Raw genomic sequence first — 18,443 nt, forward strand, 5'->3', positions numbered from 1 at the left:
ATCATTTATGTTAAAAATAAGCGCCAGAGTAAAAAAACTTAAAAGAATGTCTATAAAAACAGTTTTTCTTCCTCCTTATTAAAAGAGACAGTATGTTTAAAAGTCTGATCCCATGGAAAAATTATAGCAGGAGAATAAGGCGCGTATTGCTTTTGATTGTTATTTTAATAATCTTTTGTTTTTTTACAGCATCTTTTGGCCAAAAAAAGCCAAATATAGTTTGGATAGTATGTGAGGATATTTCTCCTTTTTTGGGGGCATATGGTGATTCAATCGTAAAAACTCCGAACATAGATAGTCTGGCACGTGAGGCAGTGCTTTTTACAAAAGCATATACCACAGCTGGGGTCTGCGCGCCGAGCCGATCATCGATAATCACGGGCATGCACGCCATTTCAATAGGAGCCCAACACATGCGCACTCTTTCAAGTTCCCCCTTTTTCATGCCTCAAGGCCTGCCAAGCTACTCAGCCGTTTTGCCCGATTATGTAAAGGCTTTTCCCGAATATCTAAGAGCCAAAGGCTATTATACAACAAACAACTATAAAGAAGATTATCAATTTGAAGAGCCTGTCACAGTTTGGGATGACAGTAGCCCTGCAGCATCTTACAAATACCGGCCCAAAAACACTCCGTTCTTCAGCGTGTTCAATTTGGCAATCACACACGAATCAAAGTTGATGGTCTCGCCCGATAGTATTCGGTATGACCCCAATGATATGAAATTGCCGCCTTATTATGTTGATACCGAAACCGCTCGAAATGACATGGCCGTCCTTTATACCCGTATCGAACAAATGGATCGAGCTGTTGGCGAGATTGTTGGTGGGCTAAAAAACAATAAAGTATATGACGACTCTTATGTGATATTTTTTAGTGACCATGGTGGATGTATGCCCTGGACAAAGCGAGAAATTCTCGAAAGGGGCACACATATACCTTTGATCGTGAAATATCCCAAAAACCGTTTTGCGGGCACTAAAGATGATAGGTTGGTCAGTGCGGTGGACCTGGCGCCAACCATGCTTTCCATAGCGGGCATCGAGCCTCCCGACCACCTTCAGGGAACCGCTTTTCTGGGACCTTTAAAAAAAAAGGAAGAAAGAAAATATGTTTTTGCCGCTAGGGATCGAATGGCAAATAAATATGACCGGGTACGATCTGTAAGCGATGGGAATTTCAGATATGTGTACAACTTTATGCCCGAACTGCCAAAATACCAAGACTTACAATACAGAAAGGGCATACCTACAATGAAAGAAATATTGGAATTGCACGAAATGGGACGTTTGGATAACCCAAATCTACTGGACTGGTTTGCAAAAAATAAGCCCACGGAAGAACTCTACCACACCAAAATGGACCCCAATGAGGTGCGCAATCTGGCAGATGAGCCCCAATATACGGCTAAAAAGAAAGAACTGAAAGAAGCACTTTTTGACTGGATAGCAGAAGTGGGCGACCTATCCTCGATACCAGAGAAAGAAATGGTATTCAACAATTGGTGGAAAAACAAAAAAGGACCACCTAAAACATCACCACCTAAAGTAATAAGGAACAAAAAAGGGTACACAATAGAATGTGGCACAAAAGGTGCCTCAATCGGTTATCGTATCGTTGAACAAAATAATCAAGCTTTAAATTCAAAACGTAGGACCGAAAGTTGGGATTTTGGTTTTACGATCGACCAAAATAAAACTGTTGCTTATGTTGATGTGCCCCAACCCTGGAAAGTCTATCAAGGTGAGACCATAAAATTGAAAAAGGGACAGACACTTTTAATCAATGCCCATAGAATAGGCTATTTGCCCAGTGAAGTAACATATACCCATTAGAATTCAAACCATAATTTTTACAAATAAATTAGTTTAATCATGAAGACAACCAATCGCTTATTTTTTGGAACGACATTCTTGTCGTTGCTTATGTTCACCTCTTGCTCAGATACATCTTTTGATGAAGCAAACTTAAATACAACTGAAAGTCTATATGAATCAGATAAAATACCGTTGCTGTTCGGGGACGAGTCTGAAGACATTCAATTTGATGGTTATTATGTTGGTGCGGACACCTTGCTTTTTGACCACCAGACCACCAGTATATTGGATGTTCCCCCTGTATATCCTGACATTATAACAAATGATGAACCCATATGGTTTGTCAATGGTGCTGGTACTGATGTGGCCAAGCAATATAAGAATATGGTGGAGATTGCAGAATTTACTGGCCGACCAGTTGTGGGTATTCATAATGGTACCAAAGAAGGAATAGCAGATGTCATTGAAATTATTTTACCTACTAATGAGACGGTGGAGGCAGCAATTGAAAAGAGCGTGCTCGAAATCATTGACACAGAGGAAAAGGTATTGTTGCTTGGGCATAGTCAAGGAGCCTATCACTTGGCAAGATCACTACGGTCATTGGAAAACCAGCTTTCTAACAACCAATTGGGACAACTAATGGTAGAGACTATTGGCGGTGCCGGTATGTGGTTCCCCAGAGGTCCACAGTATATCCACTATGCCAATCAAGGAGACAATGTACCAAAGTTTCATGGTGTGCTTACGCCTGGTGCTCTACCGGGAAATCGAAGTGTCATATTCACTTTTGATGACGAATGGTATGATATTCCACCAGAAATAGATACACCATTTATAAGGGTACATGCCCAAATTGTTTATTTGCGAAATCGACTGACTTTTGCTGAGGCCCGGACGTATGCCCCATTGTTCGGTCATAAAAAAATCAATCTGGATAATCTTTAATTGACTGAGAAATGAGACGATCAAAAAGTTTTATACTTCATACCGCCGCAATTACCATAACTTTTTTAAGCTCGGTGTTTTGTTTTGGACAGGGGAAAGTATTGGAAGCACAATCGATAAAGAGTGCCATTTTGGACAAAGAAATTGATTATACTATTTATTTGCCGGCCGGTTATGATGAATCAAAAAGAAGTTACCCTGTAATCTACCTGTTACACGGTTATGGGGGTGATGAAAATGTTTGGGTGCAATATGGTCTCATAGACCATTTCATGGATTCTGCCATTGAAAATGCCGAAATCCCCCCCTCGATTGTAATAATGCCTGATGGGGGGCAGCATTTTTACATAAACGATTTCCAGGGGTATTCAAAATTTGAAGATATGTTCTTTCAAGAATTCATCCCTATGGTCGAAAAAAACTATAGAATTAAAAAAACAATGGAGCATAGAGCCGTGGTTGGCAATTCAATGGGTGGCTATGGGGCCTTTCTTTATGGGGTGAAACACCATGATATGTTCGGCACCTGTGTTCCGCTCAGTGCTGCCATCATTTCGTTGGATCATCCGATGACCAAAAACCCTATGTGGAAGGGAATCGCGAAAAACCTATATGGAATGGATATGGATTCTCAAAACCCCTCCACTGGTCATTGGGATGCCAATAACCCCTTGAAATTGATCCAAACAATACCAAAGGGTCAACTGAAAACAAGGTTTTACTTCGATATCGGTGATGATGATTTTCTTTATTCCGGCAATGCCAAAGCCTATGTTGAATTACGAAATATGGAGGTAGAACACGAGTTCCGTATCCATGACGGTGGCCATGATTGGACATTTTGGAGGTCATCGATACCGGGTTTTTTAAAATTTATAGGGCAGGGCTTTATGAGGCAATAATGCTATAGGGTTGAGAGGGAGTTAAGTCCCAATTGGGCGGGCACAATACGTAATCTTCTTTTTCTATTATGTTGGAAAAATAACGCTTTGCCCAGGGGGCTTACTCTTTTTCGTTTTGTTGTGTCAAACTGATGTAACGGATAAAGGAACTCGGTATAGCTATGGTAGTTTACCCTTTTTTGGAATATTATCGAAGTAAGATGTTTTTTGAAAAAATGATAATAAGTTACTTACCGCAATCATATATACATTTCTTAATGGCCTCAACTAGTAGAATAAAGTTCAAAGTGTTCTATTACCTTTTTTGTTAAGTACCAACATTAGGAATTGATACATGACAAAAAAAATAATGGTTAAAAAATAAATTGTAAGGCAATTAGTATTTACTTCTTTTTCTCCTTTTTTGTCTTTTCACTATATGCAGAAAAGCAACAAGATTCGTTGATGGAAAAGAAACCCCGAAATGTGATTTTTATCCTGACAGATGACCATCATTTTGATTATATGGGTTTTACCGGTAAGGTACCATGGTTCGAAACCGCTAACATGGACAGATTGGCAGCTGAAGGCGCCTAATCTGCCCAATACTTTTGTTACTACTTCTCTATGTTCTCCAAGTAGAGCCTCAATTTTGTCCGGGCAATACTCACACACCCATACCATTGTTGATAATCAAGCTCCCAATCCTGGTAATCTAATCTTTTTCCTTACCTATCTTCAAGAAGCCAATTATCAAACAGCATTATTCGGGAGATGGCACATGGGCAGCCATACCGATGAACCTAGGCCAGGTTTTGACCATTGGGAAAGTTTTCACGGACAGGGAGTATACTATAATCCTCAATTGAACATAAGTGGAAAACGAAAACAACATAAAGACTCGACCTATATTACAGATTTATTGACCGAACATGCCATTGATCGGTTAAAGCACCGAGATAAGGACAAACCTTTCTTTATGTATCTGTCACACAAAGCGGTACATTCGGAATTTAAGCCCGCAAAATGGCACAAAGGTAAATATAAAGGCAAAAAAATTGATTTGCCTTCAACCTATGACCAAACCAAAACGGGTGAATGGAGGGATTTGAAATGGCCAAAATGGGTTGCCGAACAAAGAGTAAGTTGGCATGGGGTAGATTATACGTACCATACTAATATTGGTATACACGGATTTATACAAGCCTATTGTGAAACTTTATTAGGTGTAGATGGAAGTCTTGGTTCGGTCATGAAGTATTTGGAATCGGCAGGAATTGATGATTCAACGTTGCTCATTTATATGAGTGAATATGGATTCAGTTGGGGTGAACATGGACTGATAGATAAACGCCGTTTTTATGAAGAGTCGGTCAAGGTTCCTCTTTTGGTTAGATGTCCCGAACTTTTTCAAAAAGGAACTCAACCAAAAGCCATGGTTCAGAACATTGATATTGCTCCTACTATTTTGGCCGAGGCGGTCAAAAAACCTGATTATATGCCCGGGGTTTCCTTTATGCCGGTTCTGACAGTTGATTACCCTGCCGCAAATCGAAAAGAGGTATTCTACGAATACCATTGGGAAAAAGACTTTCCCATGACACCGACTATGTTCGGTATGCGAACCGACCAGTATAAATATATACGTTACCAAGGAATTTGGGACAGGAATGAATTTTACGATTTGCTAAACGACCCAGATGAAAAGCATAACCTAATCGGTGACCCTACCAAACAGGGCACCAATAAAAATATGCCTCAATCACTTTATGGATGGTTGGCAGAAACAGATTGAATGAAGATTCCTTTGAAACCGATATACAAACCGGCTTGGGGTGACTACAAGTACAAAAAGGAGGATTAATAATTTTAAACTTTACCGAAGTCATATGATAAAATTAAAACAAAGTGTCTCTATCTGCCTCGTTTTGTCATTGGCTGGTTGCCAGAACAGGCATGAAACTAAAACCGAATTGTCCACAATCGGGACGGAAGAACCCTCAACAGTTACTACCAAGAAAGAACCAACAATGGACACCCCTGACGGAATGGTCTGGGTCCCAGGCGGGAACTTTAGGCAGGGAGCCGTTGCTTCAGACAAAATGGCAATGCCCCATGAGCGACCTGCACATCAGGTTTTTGTGGATGGATTTTATATGGATATCCATGAGGTGACCAATGCTCAGTTTACCAAGTTCGCGGAAGCAACGGGTTACGTAACCGTCGCAGAAAGGCAGATCGATTGGGGGGAAATGAAAAAGCAGCTACCCAAGGGAACACTAAAACCACATGATTCCATTTTAAGGCCTGGATCGCTTGTCTTCAAAAAGATCAGGTCCACCCTGCCAAACCTGTATGATTATTCTCAATGGTGGGAGTGGAAAATCGGGGCCAACTGGAAACATCCAAATGGCCCCGACAGCACTATCGAGGGAAACGAGAACAATCCAGTGGTCCACATAGCTTACGAAGATGCCATCGCCTATTGTGATTGGGCAGGCAAAAGGTTGCCAACAGAAGCCGAATGGGAATACGCGGCACGTGCCAATAATAAAGATCTCATCTTCTCTTGGGGAAATGAGATTGAACAACTTGGGTCATATGCCAATACGTGGGAAGGTGTATTTCCTGTCGATAACACCAAAAAAGATGGTTTTGAGAGAAGTGCACCAGTTATGAGTTACCCCAATAATGATTTTGGCCTATACGATATGGCAGGTAATGTTTGGGAATGGACTAGTGATTGGTACAATACCAATTATTATAAGAGTTTGAAGGACAGCATTGTAATAAATCCCAAAGGCCCTCGGAGTGCTTACAACAAAAACAACCCCTATGCAAAGGAAAAGGTGATCAAGGGAGGATCTTTTCTTTGCAGTGCCTCGTACTGTGCCAGCTATCGAATATCTGCCCGGATGGCCACAAGCCCAGACTCAGGTATGGAGCACCTAGGGTTCAGGACGGTTTTATCCGCTGTAAAAACGAGAAAATCATCAATATATCATTCTAAAAAAAAATGATTAGAAGGGACTTAACGTAGGGATATTACGTTGAACGCTGTATGGGAAGAACCATTACAAACGATAATTTGAGTCACTATAAAGCCATAAGAGTCTGTTTATTGGTGGCTTAAATACGTTTTGCTATGCTCTGTTTTTTCCGTTTTGTCTGGTGTACTATGCCCGTTTTTTTTGCATTATGATTCGTTCAAACGTGATGGGCCCACCATGTATAATGCCATCATAAATAATGTAGGCAAATCAATATTTCTGTTTATTTTTTTATTGAAGTGATTTAAACTTTTTTTGTACGAGAGATAGGGCTTCTGAGATTTGTGTTACCATACTCAAATTTCATAGCCCATGCACAAAGTACTCGATAAAGATACTATAGAAATGGAGATAGTTCCGTACATACTTCTTTCCCAACTTGGTTTTCCATCGATAGCCCCGATTTCTGAAATTATGAATGCCATCCTATTCAAGATGAAGAGCGGTGGGTAAGGGAAGGAAGAGGCGCAAAAACAACCAATGTACTTTATCTGATCGATAGGCAGGTTTATGGGCTGGCTCGTCAAGTTTTTGTTTGTAATTCCCCTATTGTCAGGGGCGGACGGAAAAGTGACATAGGCATCCACAGATAGAAAATATATTCTTCCCTTTTAAAATGTGAACGGCATTATCGAATGTTTTTTGGGAATCCTTTGAATAATCCATTGGCAATAGAGGATATTTTTAATAGCAGTAGGCATTTATATTCGGTAGTTTTCGCTTCAACCTAATTTACCTTGAAATACTTTTTTACCAAATGATAGTTGTCGGTCTATTTTTGGATAAACCTGTTGGTGTAATCCTTGGTCACAATACCTTTTATGGTGTTGATGATGAGATGTTGTAGAATCTCTTGCTGGGTATATTTATCAAAAAGACTGGATCTACCAAAAGCGATAGCGTTCAAATTCAAAAAATACAGTTCACAAACCAATCTCAAGTTTACCTCATTTTGAACACAGCCCAATTTTTGTGCGTCGACAAAAAGTTCATAAATGGTTTCATTTACCAGGTCATTCCGAAAGCCGTTAAAGAGTTCATAGGCCTTGGGATAATATTTCCTTAGCCCAAATAGGAACGTGGGACTGAAATATTTTAAATGTTCGAAACCCTTTTTGTATATCAGTATGATCTTTTCCAGCGGATCTTTACATAACGCAATCTCCGGTCCTTGAATCTCCCTTGAATAACTTAGCAACAGATAGGCGGTACTCTCTTGAACCAATTCTTCTTTTTTGTTAAAATAATGGTAGATGGTCTTCTTTGATATGCCGAGCTGATTTGCCAACTCATCGAGTGTGAAGCGTTTGCTCCCAAATCGAGTGAAGTTTAAGGCGGAGCATGCGATAAGTTCGGATTTACTGATCATTTGGGCAAATTATTAAGGCAATATAAAGTTTACATATTTACGATGATAGCGGATATGATAAGGATCACCAAAATGATAAATGGTGCTAGGTCGTTAAGCCTTTTGTCTCGGTTCTTTCTAGACAAATATAATCGGTATTAAATTTCAATAGCTTTTTATTATATAGACCAGATAATGCCGGGAACCTTAAAATTCCATGTTCCGGCAGTTAACTTCCACCTTCTATGGCTCCATAGCCAAAGTTCCGGCGATTTCAAGATCACGTTTTCCAATGCCCCTGCATAGTCCTCTATAATCCCATTGGTTCTCATGGAAACGGGATTGTCCGTAATTAAACTAAAACGCAGTCCATAGCACCCTCTTCTTATTTTTTTGAAAGAAGGAAACAGAACAACTTCACCGGTTTTTTTTGCAAGCTTTTCGGCCCCTACGAAAAAAGCCGTTTCCCGATTCAAAAAATGGCACCAATGTTTGGCACTGATCCTGACAGGGCTTTGATCACCGATAATGCAATTCATCATAATGACATTCTTTCGTTCAAGGTCTATAATGGTCCTATATCCCTTGTTGGATTCAATGCAATGGACACCAAATCGCTCTCTGATAATTTTAAATAGGCCATTGAAATAGTGGTTTTTGATCGGTTTGTAAAATGTATTCGATCGGTATGGAAAAAAAAGGGGCAGGAATATCATCCATTCCCAATTTCCCTGATGGGCCGTATAAAGCAAAATATTCTTCTTCTCGCTTAAATAATGTTCAACCAAATCCGGATTCTCTATACGCAAACGTTTCATCGCCGACTTTTTACCGATGGTCAATGTCTTAATGGATTCGACAAGTATATCACAGAAATGCCGATAGAAGTCCTTTTCGATTTTTCTCCGAGTGATTGGTGGCTTTTGGGGAAAGGATTTTTTGATATTGTCCGATACTACATTTCTTCTATACTTCATTAGGTAATAGACCACTATAAACAACAAGTCGGATAACAAGTACAGAACGGGCATCGGCAGGGCCGAGATTGCATAAAAAGGCAAATACCTTATTTTGGGCAGCATCTTGTTTTTCATTTCATAAAATTTATAATTTCACAGGCAACAAATAATTGGTTTCCTTTTTCTAAGGGCCCACAATTTATTTTTTGATTCCTTTCATGAACATATTCAATGCGCTTTCATATTGTTTCTGCAATAAGGAATATTCGGTTTCCGTGATATTTATGGTGTCTTTTTTAATAATTACATCGTGCCGCAACCCTTGGAAGATTGCAATGAACAATTCGGAAAAATAAGCGATATCAAGATTTTGAAAATCTTGGGTGGCAATACCTTTTGCCAATATTTCACCCACAAGCCGTATTTCTGCTTTGCGAAAGTTTTCGAATAGGCGGGCGTAAACGGGCTTCAAACTGTTTATGGATTCCAGGTTCAAAGCATTGAGGTGCACAAATTCGCGAAAGTAGTTCAGTCGTTTTTCTAGGTAACCTTGTAATATTTCTTCTGCCGGAACACTCGAGGAAAGGAGTCCTTCAAACTCGTTCAAAAGTGTTTTATGTCCTTGACTTACTACTTCTTTGAATAGTCCTTCCTTATTGGGGAAGTAGTAGTACAGGGATGCTTTCGACAGACCTATATCCCCGGCAATCTCCGTCATGGTTGTTTTTTTAAGGCCATAACGGCAAAATCTTTTCTTGGCGGAATCAAGTATTGACAAAAAAATATCGGCGTCTCTATTTTTGACCATTCGACTATTATAGTTATAAAGTCGAAAATAGTGTTTATATTCGCAAAAGAAAAATATTATTCTTTTAAATTTTACAATAAGACCAATGCAGGAAAAAGGGCAGGATGACCATTTGTTTCTAAAGCATGCCATTGAAAACATGATGCCGGCCAATAGAATATTGGGGCTGGAAATCATGGAGATCAAACCTCGGTACGTGAGCATCAAAGTCCCTTTTAAGAAAGAATTTATAGGAGATTATCTGCAAAAACGATGGCATGGAGGTATTTTGGCGGCTATCGCCGATACGGCGGGAGGGGCTGCCGGAGCGACGACCCTCGATTCCTTACAGGACAGGATAAATACCTTGGATATGCGGATCGATTATCTCCATCCTACCGTTGAAGGGGATATTTTGGCCAAGGCAAAGATCGTTAAAAGTGGTAAGGCGACCGCCGTAGTGGACGTGGAACTTTTCCAAAGTGGACAAAAGGATCCAGTGGCTTTGGCAAGATGTATCTATAGCATATATAGAAATGGCTCCTAGACTTTAAATGATAAAGAATTATGCATAAAAAAAGAGGTATCTTAAAAAGCCTATAGGACATCCAAAAATTTCTTCCCATTAAATACGTATCCGTTTATGATCAAAAAATTTTTAAGCATTTCCCTTTTATGCCTTGTTTGCGTAGCCAATGCCCAAGAAATAAAACAGCTTAGTTTAAAGGAGGCCGTCACCTATGCACTTGAGAACAAGGCCGATGCACAAAAATCGAAGCTGGCAATTGAAAATAGTGAGTACCAAATCCAGGAAGTTCGTTCGCGGGCATTGCCACAGATCACAGGGAACGGTAGTTTGGTCTATAATCCCATTCTACAGACCAATGTGATCGATGGAAGTTCCTTTGGGCAACCGGGCACCATTATACAGGCAACTTTGGGGCAAAAATGGAATTCGGTCTTTGGTGTTTCGTTGAACCAGACCATATTTGACCAATCGGTTTTCACGGGTTTAAAAGCCGCTAAAACTACCCGTGAGTTTTATCAGATCAATAATCTATTGACACAAGAGCAGGTAATAGAAAAGGTAGCCAATAGTTATTATCGGGTATATCTACAGCGGTTAAACCTTCAAGTACTCGATAGTACGTTGGCAAATACGATCAAGGCAAAAAATATCATTGAGGGCCAGTTACAAAATGGGCTGGCGAAGAAAATCGATCTGGACAGGATCATTGTTAAAATTTCAAATCTCGAGACCCAACGGCTCCAGATAAACAATGCGTTACAACTTCAAGAAAATACCCTGAAATTTTTTATGGGTATGCCCATAACCGCCCAAATCGAAATTCCGGAAATCGAGTTCGAATTCAGGCCAAGGGAGGTAGTTTCATCCCCGGATACCGAGAATCGAACGGAGTATCTGCTTCTCAAAAAGCAGGAACAATTGCTGACCTACCAGAAAATGGCGGTCAAGGCGGAATATTATCCAACGCTTTCCCTGACAGGTGGGTACAACTATCTTGGCCAAGGCCCGGATCTTCCCTGGTTCAAAAAGCCGGAGGACAATGTATATTGGTCCGATTTTTCATCGATAGCATTGAGTTTGAAAATTCCCATTTTCGCTGGTTTTGGGACGCGTTCCAAAGTACGGCAGGCCGATATCGATCTGAAGATCTTACAAGAGGATATCAAGGATACCCAATTGGCCTTGGACCTTGATTACGAAAATGCCCGAACCCAAATAAACAATAGTGTTGCGACCATCGACAATCAAAACGAAAATGTCAGGTTGGCACAGGCAGTTTTGGACAATACCAGAAACAATTACGTCCAAGGTTTGGCTCCGCTAACGGATCTATTGGATGCGGAAAACGCCTTGACCGAGGCCAGGAACAACTTTAACACCGCAATTTTACAATACAAACTGGCAGAAATTCTGTTGTTGAAGGCCATAGGGGAATTAAGGACATTAACAAATTAATAAGCACGATGAAAAAGAACGTAATATACATACTTGTAATTGTAGTGGCATTGGCCTTGATCGCCTTTACCTTAATGAACAATAAACAGGAAAATCAAACAAAGACGGATATCGTTGCACAAAAAAATGCTAGCGTCGCCGTAAAAGTGGATACGGTAAAAACGGAAACCAGTTCCCTCAATTTTACCGCCAATGGGAACTTCGAACCCTTTAAGGAACTGGATTTTTCTGCGGAAAAGCCAGGTAGGGTCGTTAGGGTTTTGGTAGAAGAAGGCGATCATGTCAGAGTGGGGCAAACTTTGGCAATTGTGAGAAGTGAACAGGTATCGGCAGAACTGCACGCTGCTGAAGCTGCCTATCAGAATGCGGCCACAAATTATAAACGTTTTGAAAATGCCCTAAAAACCGGTGGAGTGACCGAACAACAAATGGACCAGGCCAAGCTGACCTTGGTTACCGCACAATCGAGACTGGAACAGGCCAAGGTAAATGCAGGGGATGTCAACATAAAAGCTACGATAAAAGGAGTTGTGAACAAACGTTATATCGAACCGGGTTCTGTTCTAGGAGCGGCAACTCCAATGTTCGACATTGTCGATGTCTCGAAACTGAAACTAAGGGTTACGGTCAACGAGTCCCAAGTGGCCAGTTTAAAAGTGGGCGACCCGGTAAATATAAAAGCCAGTGTTTTACCTGACAGGACATTCTCTGGAAAAATTACGTTTATAGCACCGAAATCGGATAGCAGTTTGAATTTTCCGGTGGAAATCGAGATATCGAACAATCCGGACAATGCCCTGAAGGCGGGCATGTACGGAACGGCAACGTTCACCTCGTCGGACCGGGAAAGCGAAAAGATACTGGTGGCCCCTAGAAATGCGTTCTTGGGAAGTGTAAGCAGTAACCAGGTTTTTGTGGCCGAGGATGGAGTTGCAAAACTGACCGACGTAACGGCCGGAAGAATATTCGGTGATAAGGTCGAAATATTGGATGGTCTGGACAGCAATGAACTCGTAGTAGTTACCGGTCAGATCAATCTACAGGACGGTTCCAAGATAGATATCATCGACTAGAACCGGACAATAACCTCTAACATTTTATTTCATACTATGAAATTAGCTGAAATTTCCATAAAAAGACCTTCATTGGTCATTGTGCTGTTTACCATACTTACCCTCGGGGGCCTGTTCAGTTATAACCAACTGGGATATGAATTGATACCCAAATTCGACCGAAATGTCATAACCGTCGCCACTATCTACCCCGGTGCCTCGCCCAACGAGATCGAAAATACCGTGACAAAAAAAATAGAGGATGCGGTTGCCTCTCTGGAGAACATCAAAAAAATAGAATCGCGTTCTTATGAAAGTCTTTCCACGGTTGCGATTACCTTGACGGATGATGCCAATGTTGATTTTTCCCTAAACGATGCACAACGGAAGATCAACGCTATTATCAGTGATCTGCCAGATGATGCCAAAACACCCTCCTTAAGCAAATTTTCATTGAGCGACCTTCCGATCATGACAATTGGTGCTAATGGCACGATGGATGAAATCAAGTTTTATGACCTGATCGATAAAAAAATTGCCCCTTTACTTTCCCGGGTCAATGGTGTTGCACAGATAAATTTGATCGGGGGACAAGAAAGGGAAATCCAGGTAAATTTAGATGCCGACCGACTTCAGGGATATAACCTTTCCATACCACAGGTCCAACAGACCATCCTGGCCTCGAATTTGGATTTCCCCACAGGAAATATTCAGACCAGGCAGCAAAAAATATTGATCCGATTGGCCGGAAAATATAAAAGCGTTGAAGAGCTGCGTAATCTAGTGGTCGCGGATCAAGATGGCATCCAAGTGAGGCTCAGTGATATTGCGGATGTTCAGGACAGTCAAAAAACACCCGAAAAAATTGCAAGGGTAAATCAAAAAAGTGCCATCCTATTGCAGGTAATTAAGCAGTCCGATGCCAATGCCGTGGCCGTAAGCGAGGATATATTGAAACGGATAGCACAGCTCGAGACCGATTATAAAGCCATAGACCTCAAGCTCAATGTCGCCAATGACAGTACTGTTTTTACCTTGGAGGCGGCCGATTCGGTAATCCATGACCTATTGATCGCTGTATTATTGGTAGCGATCGTTATGCTCTTCTTCTTGCACAGTTTAAGAAACTCGCTAATTGTAATGGTGTCCATACCCGCATCGTTGATAGCGACATTTATAGGGTTTTTGTTTTTGGACTATACCTTGAACCTAATGAGTTTATTGGGACTGTCTCTGGTGGTGGGCATCTTGGTGGACGATGCCATCGTTGTACTCGAAAACATTTACCGGCATATGGAAATGGGCAAAAACCGTGTCCGTGCGGCCTATGATGGTACCGCTGAAATAGGGGGCACGGTAACTTCGATAACGCTGGTAATCGTGGTCGTCTTTTTTCCGATCGCCATGAGCAGCGGTCTGGTGTCAAAAATCATTACCCAATTTTGTGTGACCATCATAATTTCGACTTTGTTGTCCCTGTTGGCATCGTTTACCATTATTCCTTGGTTATCGTCCCGTTTCGGAAAATTGGAGCATATCACTGGTAAAAACCTGTTCGGTAGGCTTATCATCAAATTCGAAACACAATTAAAACGTTTCACGAATTGGATCTCCGGTTTATTGACTTGGTGCCTGGATCATTATAAGACCACGTTGTCCATCGTTTTGGTTATCTTCTTTGCTTCGATTGCCTTGGTAGGGGCAGGATTTATAGGAGGTGAATTCTTTGCCGCATCTGATAGGGGCGAATTTTTGGTGCAGATAGAACTACCGAAAGATGCCTCATTGGAACAAAGTAATTTTATGGCCCAAAAAGCAGAGGCCTTTTTGAATACCCAAGAAGAGGTCAAGAGCCTTATCACTACCGTAGGCCAGACCAGCGAGGGCTTAGGTGCTTCACAGGCCACCGCTTACAAAGCGGAAATCAACGTTCAAATGGTAGATGAAAAGGAACGCGATGACGATTCTTATGTATTTGCAGCCAAAACAAAACGTCGTTTAGAGAAAATATTGGTAGGCGCCAAGGTGAAGACCGTACCTATAAGTCTTTTGGGAGTGGCGGAGGAAGCCCCGTTGGCCTTGGTCGTGACCGGGCCTAGTTTGGATAGTGCCATGGTCTTTGCCAGAAAGGCCGAGGCGGAACTATATAAAATTCCCGGGGCCACGGAAATCGAATTGTCCGTAGAAACGGGAAACCCTGAAATCAATGTTCAGGTAGATCGGGATAAGATGACCTCCCTCGGCTTATCGTTACAAACGGTAGGATTGACAATGCAGACCGCATTTAACGGCAATACCGATGGCAAATTCAGGGCAGGGGAATATGAATATGATATTAACATACGCTACAATAGTTTTGATAGAAAAAACATTGCCGATGTTGGGGATCTGATCCTTACGAACAATCAAGGACAAGAAGTAAAACTCTCACAATTCGCCGACATCACGGAAACGTTGGGCCCGAGCCAATTGGAACGCCGGGACAAGACCGCGTCGGTTACCGTAAAAGGTCAGTCCGTAGGCCGGCCGGCCGGTACGGTCGCGGATGAATGGGAAGCTGCCTTTAAAGATGTCGAACGGCCTACGGGTGTCAATTATGTATGGGGAGGGGATAAAGAAAGACAATCGGAAGGGTTCGGAACACTGGGAATTGCCATGTTGGCGGCTGTTATATTGGTCTATTTGGTAATGGTTTCCCTGTACGACAGTTTTGTGCACCCGTTCGTAGTTCTTTTTTCCATTCCGTTATCGTTCATCGGAGCTTTGCTGGCATTGGCGTTAACGAACAATTCCCTGAACATCTTTACCATTCTTGGTATAATTATGCTGATCGGGCTGGTGTGTAAAAACGCCATCATCCTGGTTGACTTTGCCAACGAAAGGGTCCGGTCGGGGGAAACGGTCAGGAACGCTTTGATACAGGCCAACCACGCACGTCTGCGCCCGATTCTGATGACCACCATTGCCATGGTTTTCGGGATGCTTCCCATTGCTTTGGCCTCAGGCCCGGGATCGGGATGGAAAAACGGTCTTGCATGGGTTATCATAGGGGGATTGATAAGTTCGCTTTTCCTGACCTTGATAATAGTACCGGTAATATATAATTTAATGGAAAAATTAGTGCATAAGTTTACCAAGGGAACAAAAACTGATTATGAGGAGCTTATGGTGGCCGATTACGAGCATAAAAAATTGGTAGATGGCTTTAACCCGGACCACACACTCTGATATGCTGGCCGTGTCCGGCGGCTGAGCTTTATCGACATCTAAAATGCTATGCCATGGTAGTCCTTGGTGCCCGCTTGTCAGAGTAGTGACCTCCTCCTAACCACACTTTATTTAATAATTGTCTTAAGAAAGCCCAAAGCAGAGCTTTGGACTTGCAACAAAAAAACGGACAAAAAGTTAAGCCGCATTTTTGATTTTACTTAAATTTTCAAATTCGTCGATCGTCATGTTCCCCAATGCGGAGTGTGTTCTGCTTTTATTGTACCATGTCTCTATCCATTCGAATACCGAGAGTGCGGCCTCTTTCTTGCCGGCATGCCGTTTTCTATGGATCAGTTCCACCTTGATGGACTTGAAAAAGCTCTTGGCAACGGCATTGTCCCAACAGTTGCCCTTACAGCTCATGCTCCGTTCGACACATCTGTAGCTTTCCAACAGGTCGACGAACTCTTGGCAAGCGTACTGGATTCCCCTGTCCGAATGGAAGACCGACCTTTCGGACGGGGGCCTGTTGCCCACGGCCATTTTCCATGCCGCTATCACGGTATTCCCCGCGCTCAGGTCGGTGCTCTGCGACCGGTGAAGATGCTTGGATTATACATCGTAATGGTCAATGACAATAATTAGCAATCAAATGACCTATATTGGTCATTGCGACCAAAACGAGGCTTCACTGGAATTCACCGACCCCACCTTGTTTTGATATTATCTTGGGTCATTTGGGCTCTTCCGGTGCTGTTTACGGTAGGATGTTGGGGATACGGATGCATTGCGCTTAAAGAACTTACTGAACGCATAGGCGGTGTTGAACCCGAGCAGATAGGCAATTTCCTTGATGGATCTCGGGCCGTTTAACAGTACTTTGGCCTCTTGCGTCAAGAGCTGCTGGATATGGTCCTTGGCCGTTCGGCCCGTATTCTTTTTGATGACCCTGGAGAGGTGGTCCGGTGTAACCCGAAGACGCTTGGCATAAAAACCTACTTGGTGCTGAGAGCTGTAATGGCGGGCGAGCAATTCCATAAATTGCAATACCAAAAAATGTCCGGCGGTGTGCATGATAGATGTCACAGGTTTTTCTTTTTGAATCAAACGGTCCAGTTCCCACAATAGCATATGGAGTCCATAGCGAAGGACAATTCCATGGACAGGGGAGGGAGTAGTAGGATGGATCTTGGCCTTGAGGATTACGAAGAGTTTCAACAACCAATGCAGTTCTTTGGTTTTAAGGTCCAAGGTACGGGGCTGTCGCTCCCAATACTTAAATAAGCTCATGGGCAATGCCCTGGAGGTATCTACATGAATCTGTTTTGAATCAAGGCCAACAATGCCCATTTCAATAGGGGAAAGGGATTGCTGGAGGAACCAATTTCTCCCTTGGGGCAGTAAAAGGAGTCGGCCAGGATAAAGCATCCGGGCGACTTGCTCAATTACTATTTGGATCCGCCCTTTTTTGACAAGAAACAGCAGGGCGTGCAGCCTGCCAAATTGGGTATGTACCGTACTTACTTGCTTGCTCTCCTTGATAAAAAGGATAACCAGCCCCGCTACCGGTTGCTTTCCATGGCTATCTGACCGTCCCAAAAGGTTCAGCGTTCTCCGATATCCATGAGCTTTGAAAACAATGTGCTGAGCGTTAGGAATAGGTTGCACAGCACACTGATGAACAAGAGCAGGGCCGGTTTTCCGGGATGAACACGTCTTGTGATACCTTCCGGATTAAAATGATCCACCAGTTGATCGTAACCGAACAGCTTAATGACAATCCAAATGGCACAGAGGTTGATGGCCATTAGGGTCACGGGCCAAAGGAGCTGCCATTTTCGTTGTGCACGGTCACGGGATTCCATCAGTTTTCCAGGCTAAAGGGTTCGGCCTCTGGCATGGGAGCAATGGAATCGAAATCGAGATTGGTCCGTTGTCGTATGAGAACCTGTGGGTTCCCAACTGCGTTGGGGATCGACAGGTCCCAGTCCTCATCTTCGATGACGGGGTCGGTGTCATGGGCCATTGGTTGCAGTGGCAACTGTTGTTTTGATGGTGAGGCGAGGCTATCCCCTAGTGGATAGTCGTCATAAAGGGTATCGGGCGTGCAGGCCACAAGTGTTGCCATGGCTAGTGCAAAGGTGTAAATGGAATGTTTCATTGTAATGGATTTTAATTGACCAATATTTGAATCGGTCCATGCTCACCCGGGTAATCTGAACCTTGTTGACCGCCGATGGTACGGAAGCCTTAAGGATTGAATTCGATGTAAAACTAGGGGTGATTCGGGTATCCGTGCAAGGGCTTGTTCGGTGATTTCCCGAAAAGGGCAGATGGTTTTCCTGAAATCGTCATGGTGGATTTTTAACAAGTATGTAAGTAAAAACGTACGTTTTATAGTATCTTA

18 protein-coding genes are annotated in these 18,443 nt (G+C 42.4%); 11 read left to right on the forward strand and 7 right to left on the reverse strand.

What is annotated here, in order from left to right:
• Positions 1-92: 92 nt before the first annotated feature.
• From GVT53_RS02525 to GVT53_RS02550, 7 genes are all read left to right on the forward strand, one after another.
• On the forward strand, positions 93-1,835 hold the full coding sequence (locus GVT53_RS02525) for a sulfatase family protein (RefSeq protein WP_166247271.1): 1,743 nt from the start codon (positions 93-95) through the stop codon (positions 1,833-1,835).
• A gap of 39 nt (positions 1,836-1,874) precedes the next feature.
• A complete protein-coding gene (locus GVT53_RS02530) occupies positions 1,875-2,765 on the forward strand; it encodes a hypothetical protein (protein WP_166247272.1) in 891 nt (296 codons plus the stop codon).
• 11 nt (positions 2,766-2,776) lie between these two features.
• On the forward strand, positions 2,777-3,667 hold the full coding sequence (locus tag GVT53_RS02535) for an alpha/beta hydrolase (RefSeq protein ID WP_166247273.1): 891 nt from the start codon (positions 2,777-2,779) through the stop codon (positions 3,665-3,667).
• Between the two features lie 444 nt (positions 3,668-4,111).
• A complete protein-coding gene (locus GVT53_RS21135) occupies positions 4,112-4,243 on the forward strand; it encodes a hypothetical protein (protein ID WP_258537782.1) in 132 nt (43 codons plus the stop codon).
• A 55-nt stretch (positions 4,244-4,298) separates the two neighbouring features.
• Entirely contained in the window at positions 4,299-5,441 is a 1,143-nt protein-coding gene (locus tag GVT53_RS02540) for a sulfatase/phosphatase domain-containing protein (RefSeq protein WP_240905120.1), read from the forward strand.
• Between the two features lie 94 nt (positions 5,442-5,535).
• Positions 5,536-6,666 carry a formylglycine-generating enzyme family protein gene (locus GVT53_RS02545; protein ID WP_166247274.1) on the forward strand — a complete coding sequence of 377 codons (1,131 nt, stop codon included), beginning with the start codon at positions 5,536-5,538 and terminating at the stop codon, positions 6,664-6,666.
• 342 nt (positions 6,667-7,008) lie between these two features.
• Positions 7,009-7,149 (forward strand): hypothetical protein, encoded by a 141-nt coding sequence (locus GVT53_RS02550; protein ID WP_166247275.1) that lies wholly within the window; start codon positions 7,009-7,011, stop codon positions 7,147-7,149.
• A gap of 319 nt (positions 7,150-7,468) precedes the next feature.
• Here the strand turns inward: GVT53_RS02550 and GVT53_RS02555 are convergent, their stop codons facing one another.
• From GVT53_RS02555 to GVT53_RS02565, 3 genes are all read right to left on the reverse strand, one after another.
• Positions 7,469-8,065, reverse strand: coding sequence for a TetR/AcrR family transcriptional regulator (locus tag GVT53_RS02555; RefSeq protein WP_166247276.1), 597 nt, complete (start codon positions 8,063-8,065; stop codon positions 7,469-7,471).
• Positions 8,066-8,223: 158 nt separating this feature from the next.
• Complete coding sequence (locus GVT53_RS02560) at positions 8,224-9,138, reverse strand: lysophospholipid acyltransferase family protein (protein ID WP_166247277.1); 915 nt, start codon at positions 9,136-9,138, stop codon at positions 8,224-8,226.
• Positions 9,139-9,202: 64 nt separating this feature from the next.
• Positions 9,203-9,721 carry a TetR/AcrR family transcriptional regulator gene (locus tag GVT53_RS02565; protein WP_240905121.1) on the reverse strand — a complete coding sequence of 173 codons (519 nt, stop codon included), beginning with the start codon at positions 9,719-9,721 and terminating at the stop codon, positions 9,203-9,205.
• Between the two features lie 175 nt (positions 9,722-9,896).
• On the opposite strand from GVT53_RS02565, the gene GVT53_RS02570 reads away from it, so the two are divergent.
• The 4 genes from GVT53_RS02570 (at position 9,897) to GVT53_RS02585 (ending at position 16,054) form a co-directional block, all read left to right on the forward strand.
• A complete protein-coding gene (locus GVT53_RS02570; RefSeq protein WP_166247279.1) occupies positions 9,897-10,337 on the forward strand; it encodes a PaaI family thioesterase in 441 nt (146 codons plus the stop codon).
• Positions 10,338-10,436: 99 nt separating this feature from the next.
• Positions 10,437-11,774 (forward strand): TolC family protein, encoded by a 1,338-nt coding sequence (locus GVT53_RS02575; protein WP_166250397.1) that lies wholly within the window; start codon positions 10,437-10,439, stop codon positions 11,772-11,774.
• Positions 11,775-11,782: 8 nt separating this feature from the next.
• Positions 11,783-12,847 (forward strand): efflux RND transporter periplasmic adaptor subunit, encoded by a 1,065-nt coding sequence (locus tag GVT53_RS02580; RefSeq protein WP_166247280.1) that lies wholly within the window; start codon positions 11,783-11,785, stop codon positions 12,845-12,847.
• 36 nt (positions 12,848-12,883) lie between these two features.
• Positions 12,884-16,054, forward strand: coding sequence for an efflux RND transporter permease subunit (locus tag GVT53_RS02585; protein WP_166247281.1), 3,171 nt, complete (start codon positions 12,884-12,886; stop codon positions 16,052-16,054).
• 177 nt (positions 16,055-16,231) lie between these two features.
• Here the strand turns inward: GVT53_RS02585 and GVT53_RS02590 are convergent, their stop codons facing one another.
• The 4 genes from GVT53_RS02590 to GVT53_RS02605 form a co-directional block, all read right to left on the reverse strand.
• On the reverse strand, positions 16,232-16,597 hold the full coding sequence (locus GVT53_RS02590) for an integrase core domain-containing protein (protein WP_166247282.1): 366 nt from the start codon (positions 16,595-16,597) through the stop codon (positions 16,232-16,234).
• 162 nt (positions 16,598-16,759) lie between these two features.
• On the reverse strand, positions 16,760-17,635 hold the full coding sequence (locus GVT53_RS02595) for a helix-turn-helix domain-containing protein (protein ID WP_166247283.1): 876 nt from the start codon (positions 17,633-17,635) through the stop codon (positions 16,760-16,762).
• Positions 17,636-17,640: 5 nt separating this feature from the next.
• Positions 17,641-17,901 carry a hypothetical protein gene (locus tag GVT53_RS02600; protein WP_166247284.1) on the reverse strand — a complete coding sequence of 87 codons (261 nt, stop codon included), beginning with the start codon at positions 17,899-17,901 and terminating at the stop codon, positions 17,641-17,643.
• Positions 17,901-18,197, reverse strand: a complete 297-nt coding sequence (locus tag GVT53_RS02605) for a hypothetical protein (protein WP_166247285.1) — start codon at positions 18,195-18,197, stop codon at positions 17,901-17,903. Before GVT53_RS02605 ends, GVT53_RS02600 begins: the two co-directional genes overlap by 1 nt.
• Positions 18,198-18,443: the final 246 nt, after the last annotated feature.

This window comes from Flagellimonas oceani, from assembly GCF_011068285.1.
In the GTDB taxonomy this organism is placed as follows: Bacteria; Bacteroidota; Bacteroidia; order Flavobacteriales; family Flavobacteriaceae; genus Flagellimonas; species Flagellimonas oceani.

Bases quoted from the DNA above. Each gene is read 5' to 3' on its own strand.
- GVT53_RS02525 (WP_166247271.1), top strand. From the start codon at position 93: ATGTTTAAAAGTCTGATCCCATGGAAAAATTATAGCAGGAGAATAAGG.
- GVT53_RS02530 (WP_166247272.1), top strand. From the start codon at position 1,875: ATGAAGACAACCAATCGCTTATTTTTTGGAACGACATTCTTGTCGTTG.
- GVT53_RS02535 (WP_166247273.1), top strand. From the start codon at position 2,777: ATGAGACGATCAAAAAGTTTTATACTTCATACCGCCGCAATTACCATA.
- GVT53_RS21135 (WP_258537782.1), top strand. From the start codon at position 4,112: ATGGAAAAGAAACCCCGAAATGTGATTTTTATCCTGACAGATGACCAT.
- GVT53_RS02545 (WP_166247274.1), top strand. From the start codon at position 5,536: ATGATAAAATTAAAACAAAGTGTCTCTATCTGCCTCGTTTTGTCATTG.
- GVT53_RS02550 (WP_166247275.1), top strand. From the start codon at position 7,009: ATGCACAAAGTACTCGATAAAGATACTATAGAAATGGAGATAGTTCCG.
- GVT53_RS02555 (WP_166247276.1), bottom strand. From the start codon at position 8,065: ATGATCAGTAAATCCGAACTTATCGCATGCTCCGCCTTAAACTTCACT.
- GVT53_RS02560 (WP_166247277.1), bottom strand. From the start codon at position 9,138: ATGAAAAACAAGATGCTGCCCAAAATAAGGTATTTGCCTTTTTATGCA.
- GVT53_RS02565 (WP_240905121.1), bottom strand. From the start codon at position 9,721: ATGACGGAGATTGCCGGGGATATAGGTCTGTCGAAAGCATCCCTGTAC.
- GVT53_RS02570 (WP_166247279.1), top strand. From the start codon at position 9,897: ATGCAGGAAAAAGGGCAGGATGACCATTTGTTTCTAAAGCATGCCATT.
- GVT53_RS02580 (WP_166247280.1), top strand. From the start codon at position 11,783: ATGAAAAAGAACGTAATATACATACTTGTAATTGTAGTGGCATTGGCC.
- GVT53_RS02585 (WP_166247281.1), top strand. From the start codon at position 12,884: ATGAAATTAGCTGAAATTTCCATAAAAAGACCTTCATTGGTCATTGTG.
- GVT53_RS02600 (WP_166247284.1), bottom strand. From the start codon at position 17,901: ATGGAATCCCGTGACCGTGCACAACGAAAATGGCAGCTCCTTTGGCCC.
- GVT53_RS02605 (WP_166247285.1), bottom strand. From the start codon at position 18,197: ATGAAACATTCCATTTACACCTTTGCACTAGCCATGGCAACACTTGTG.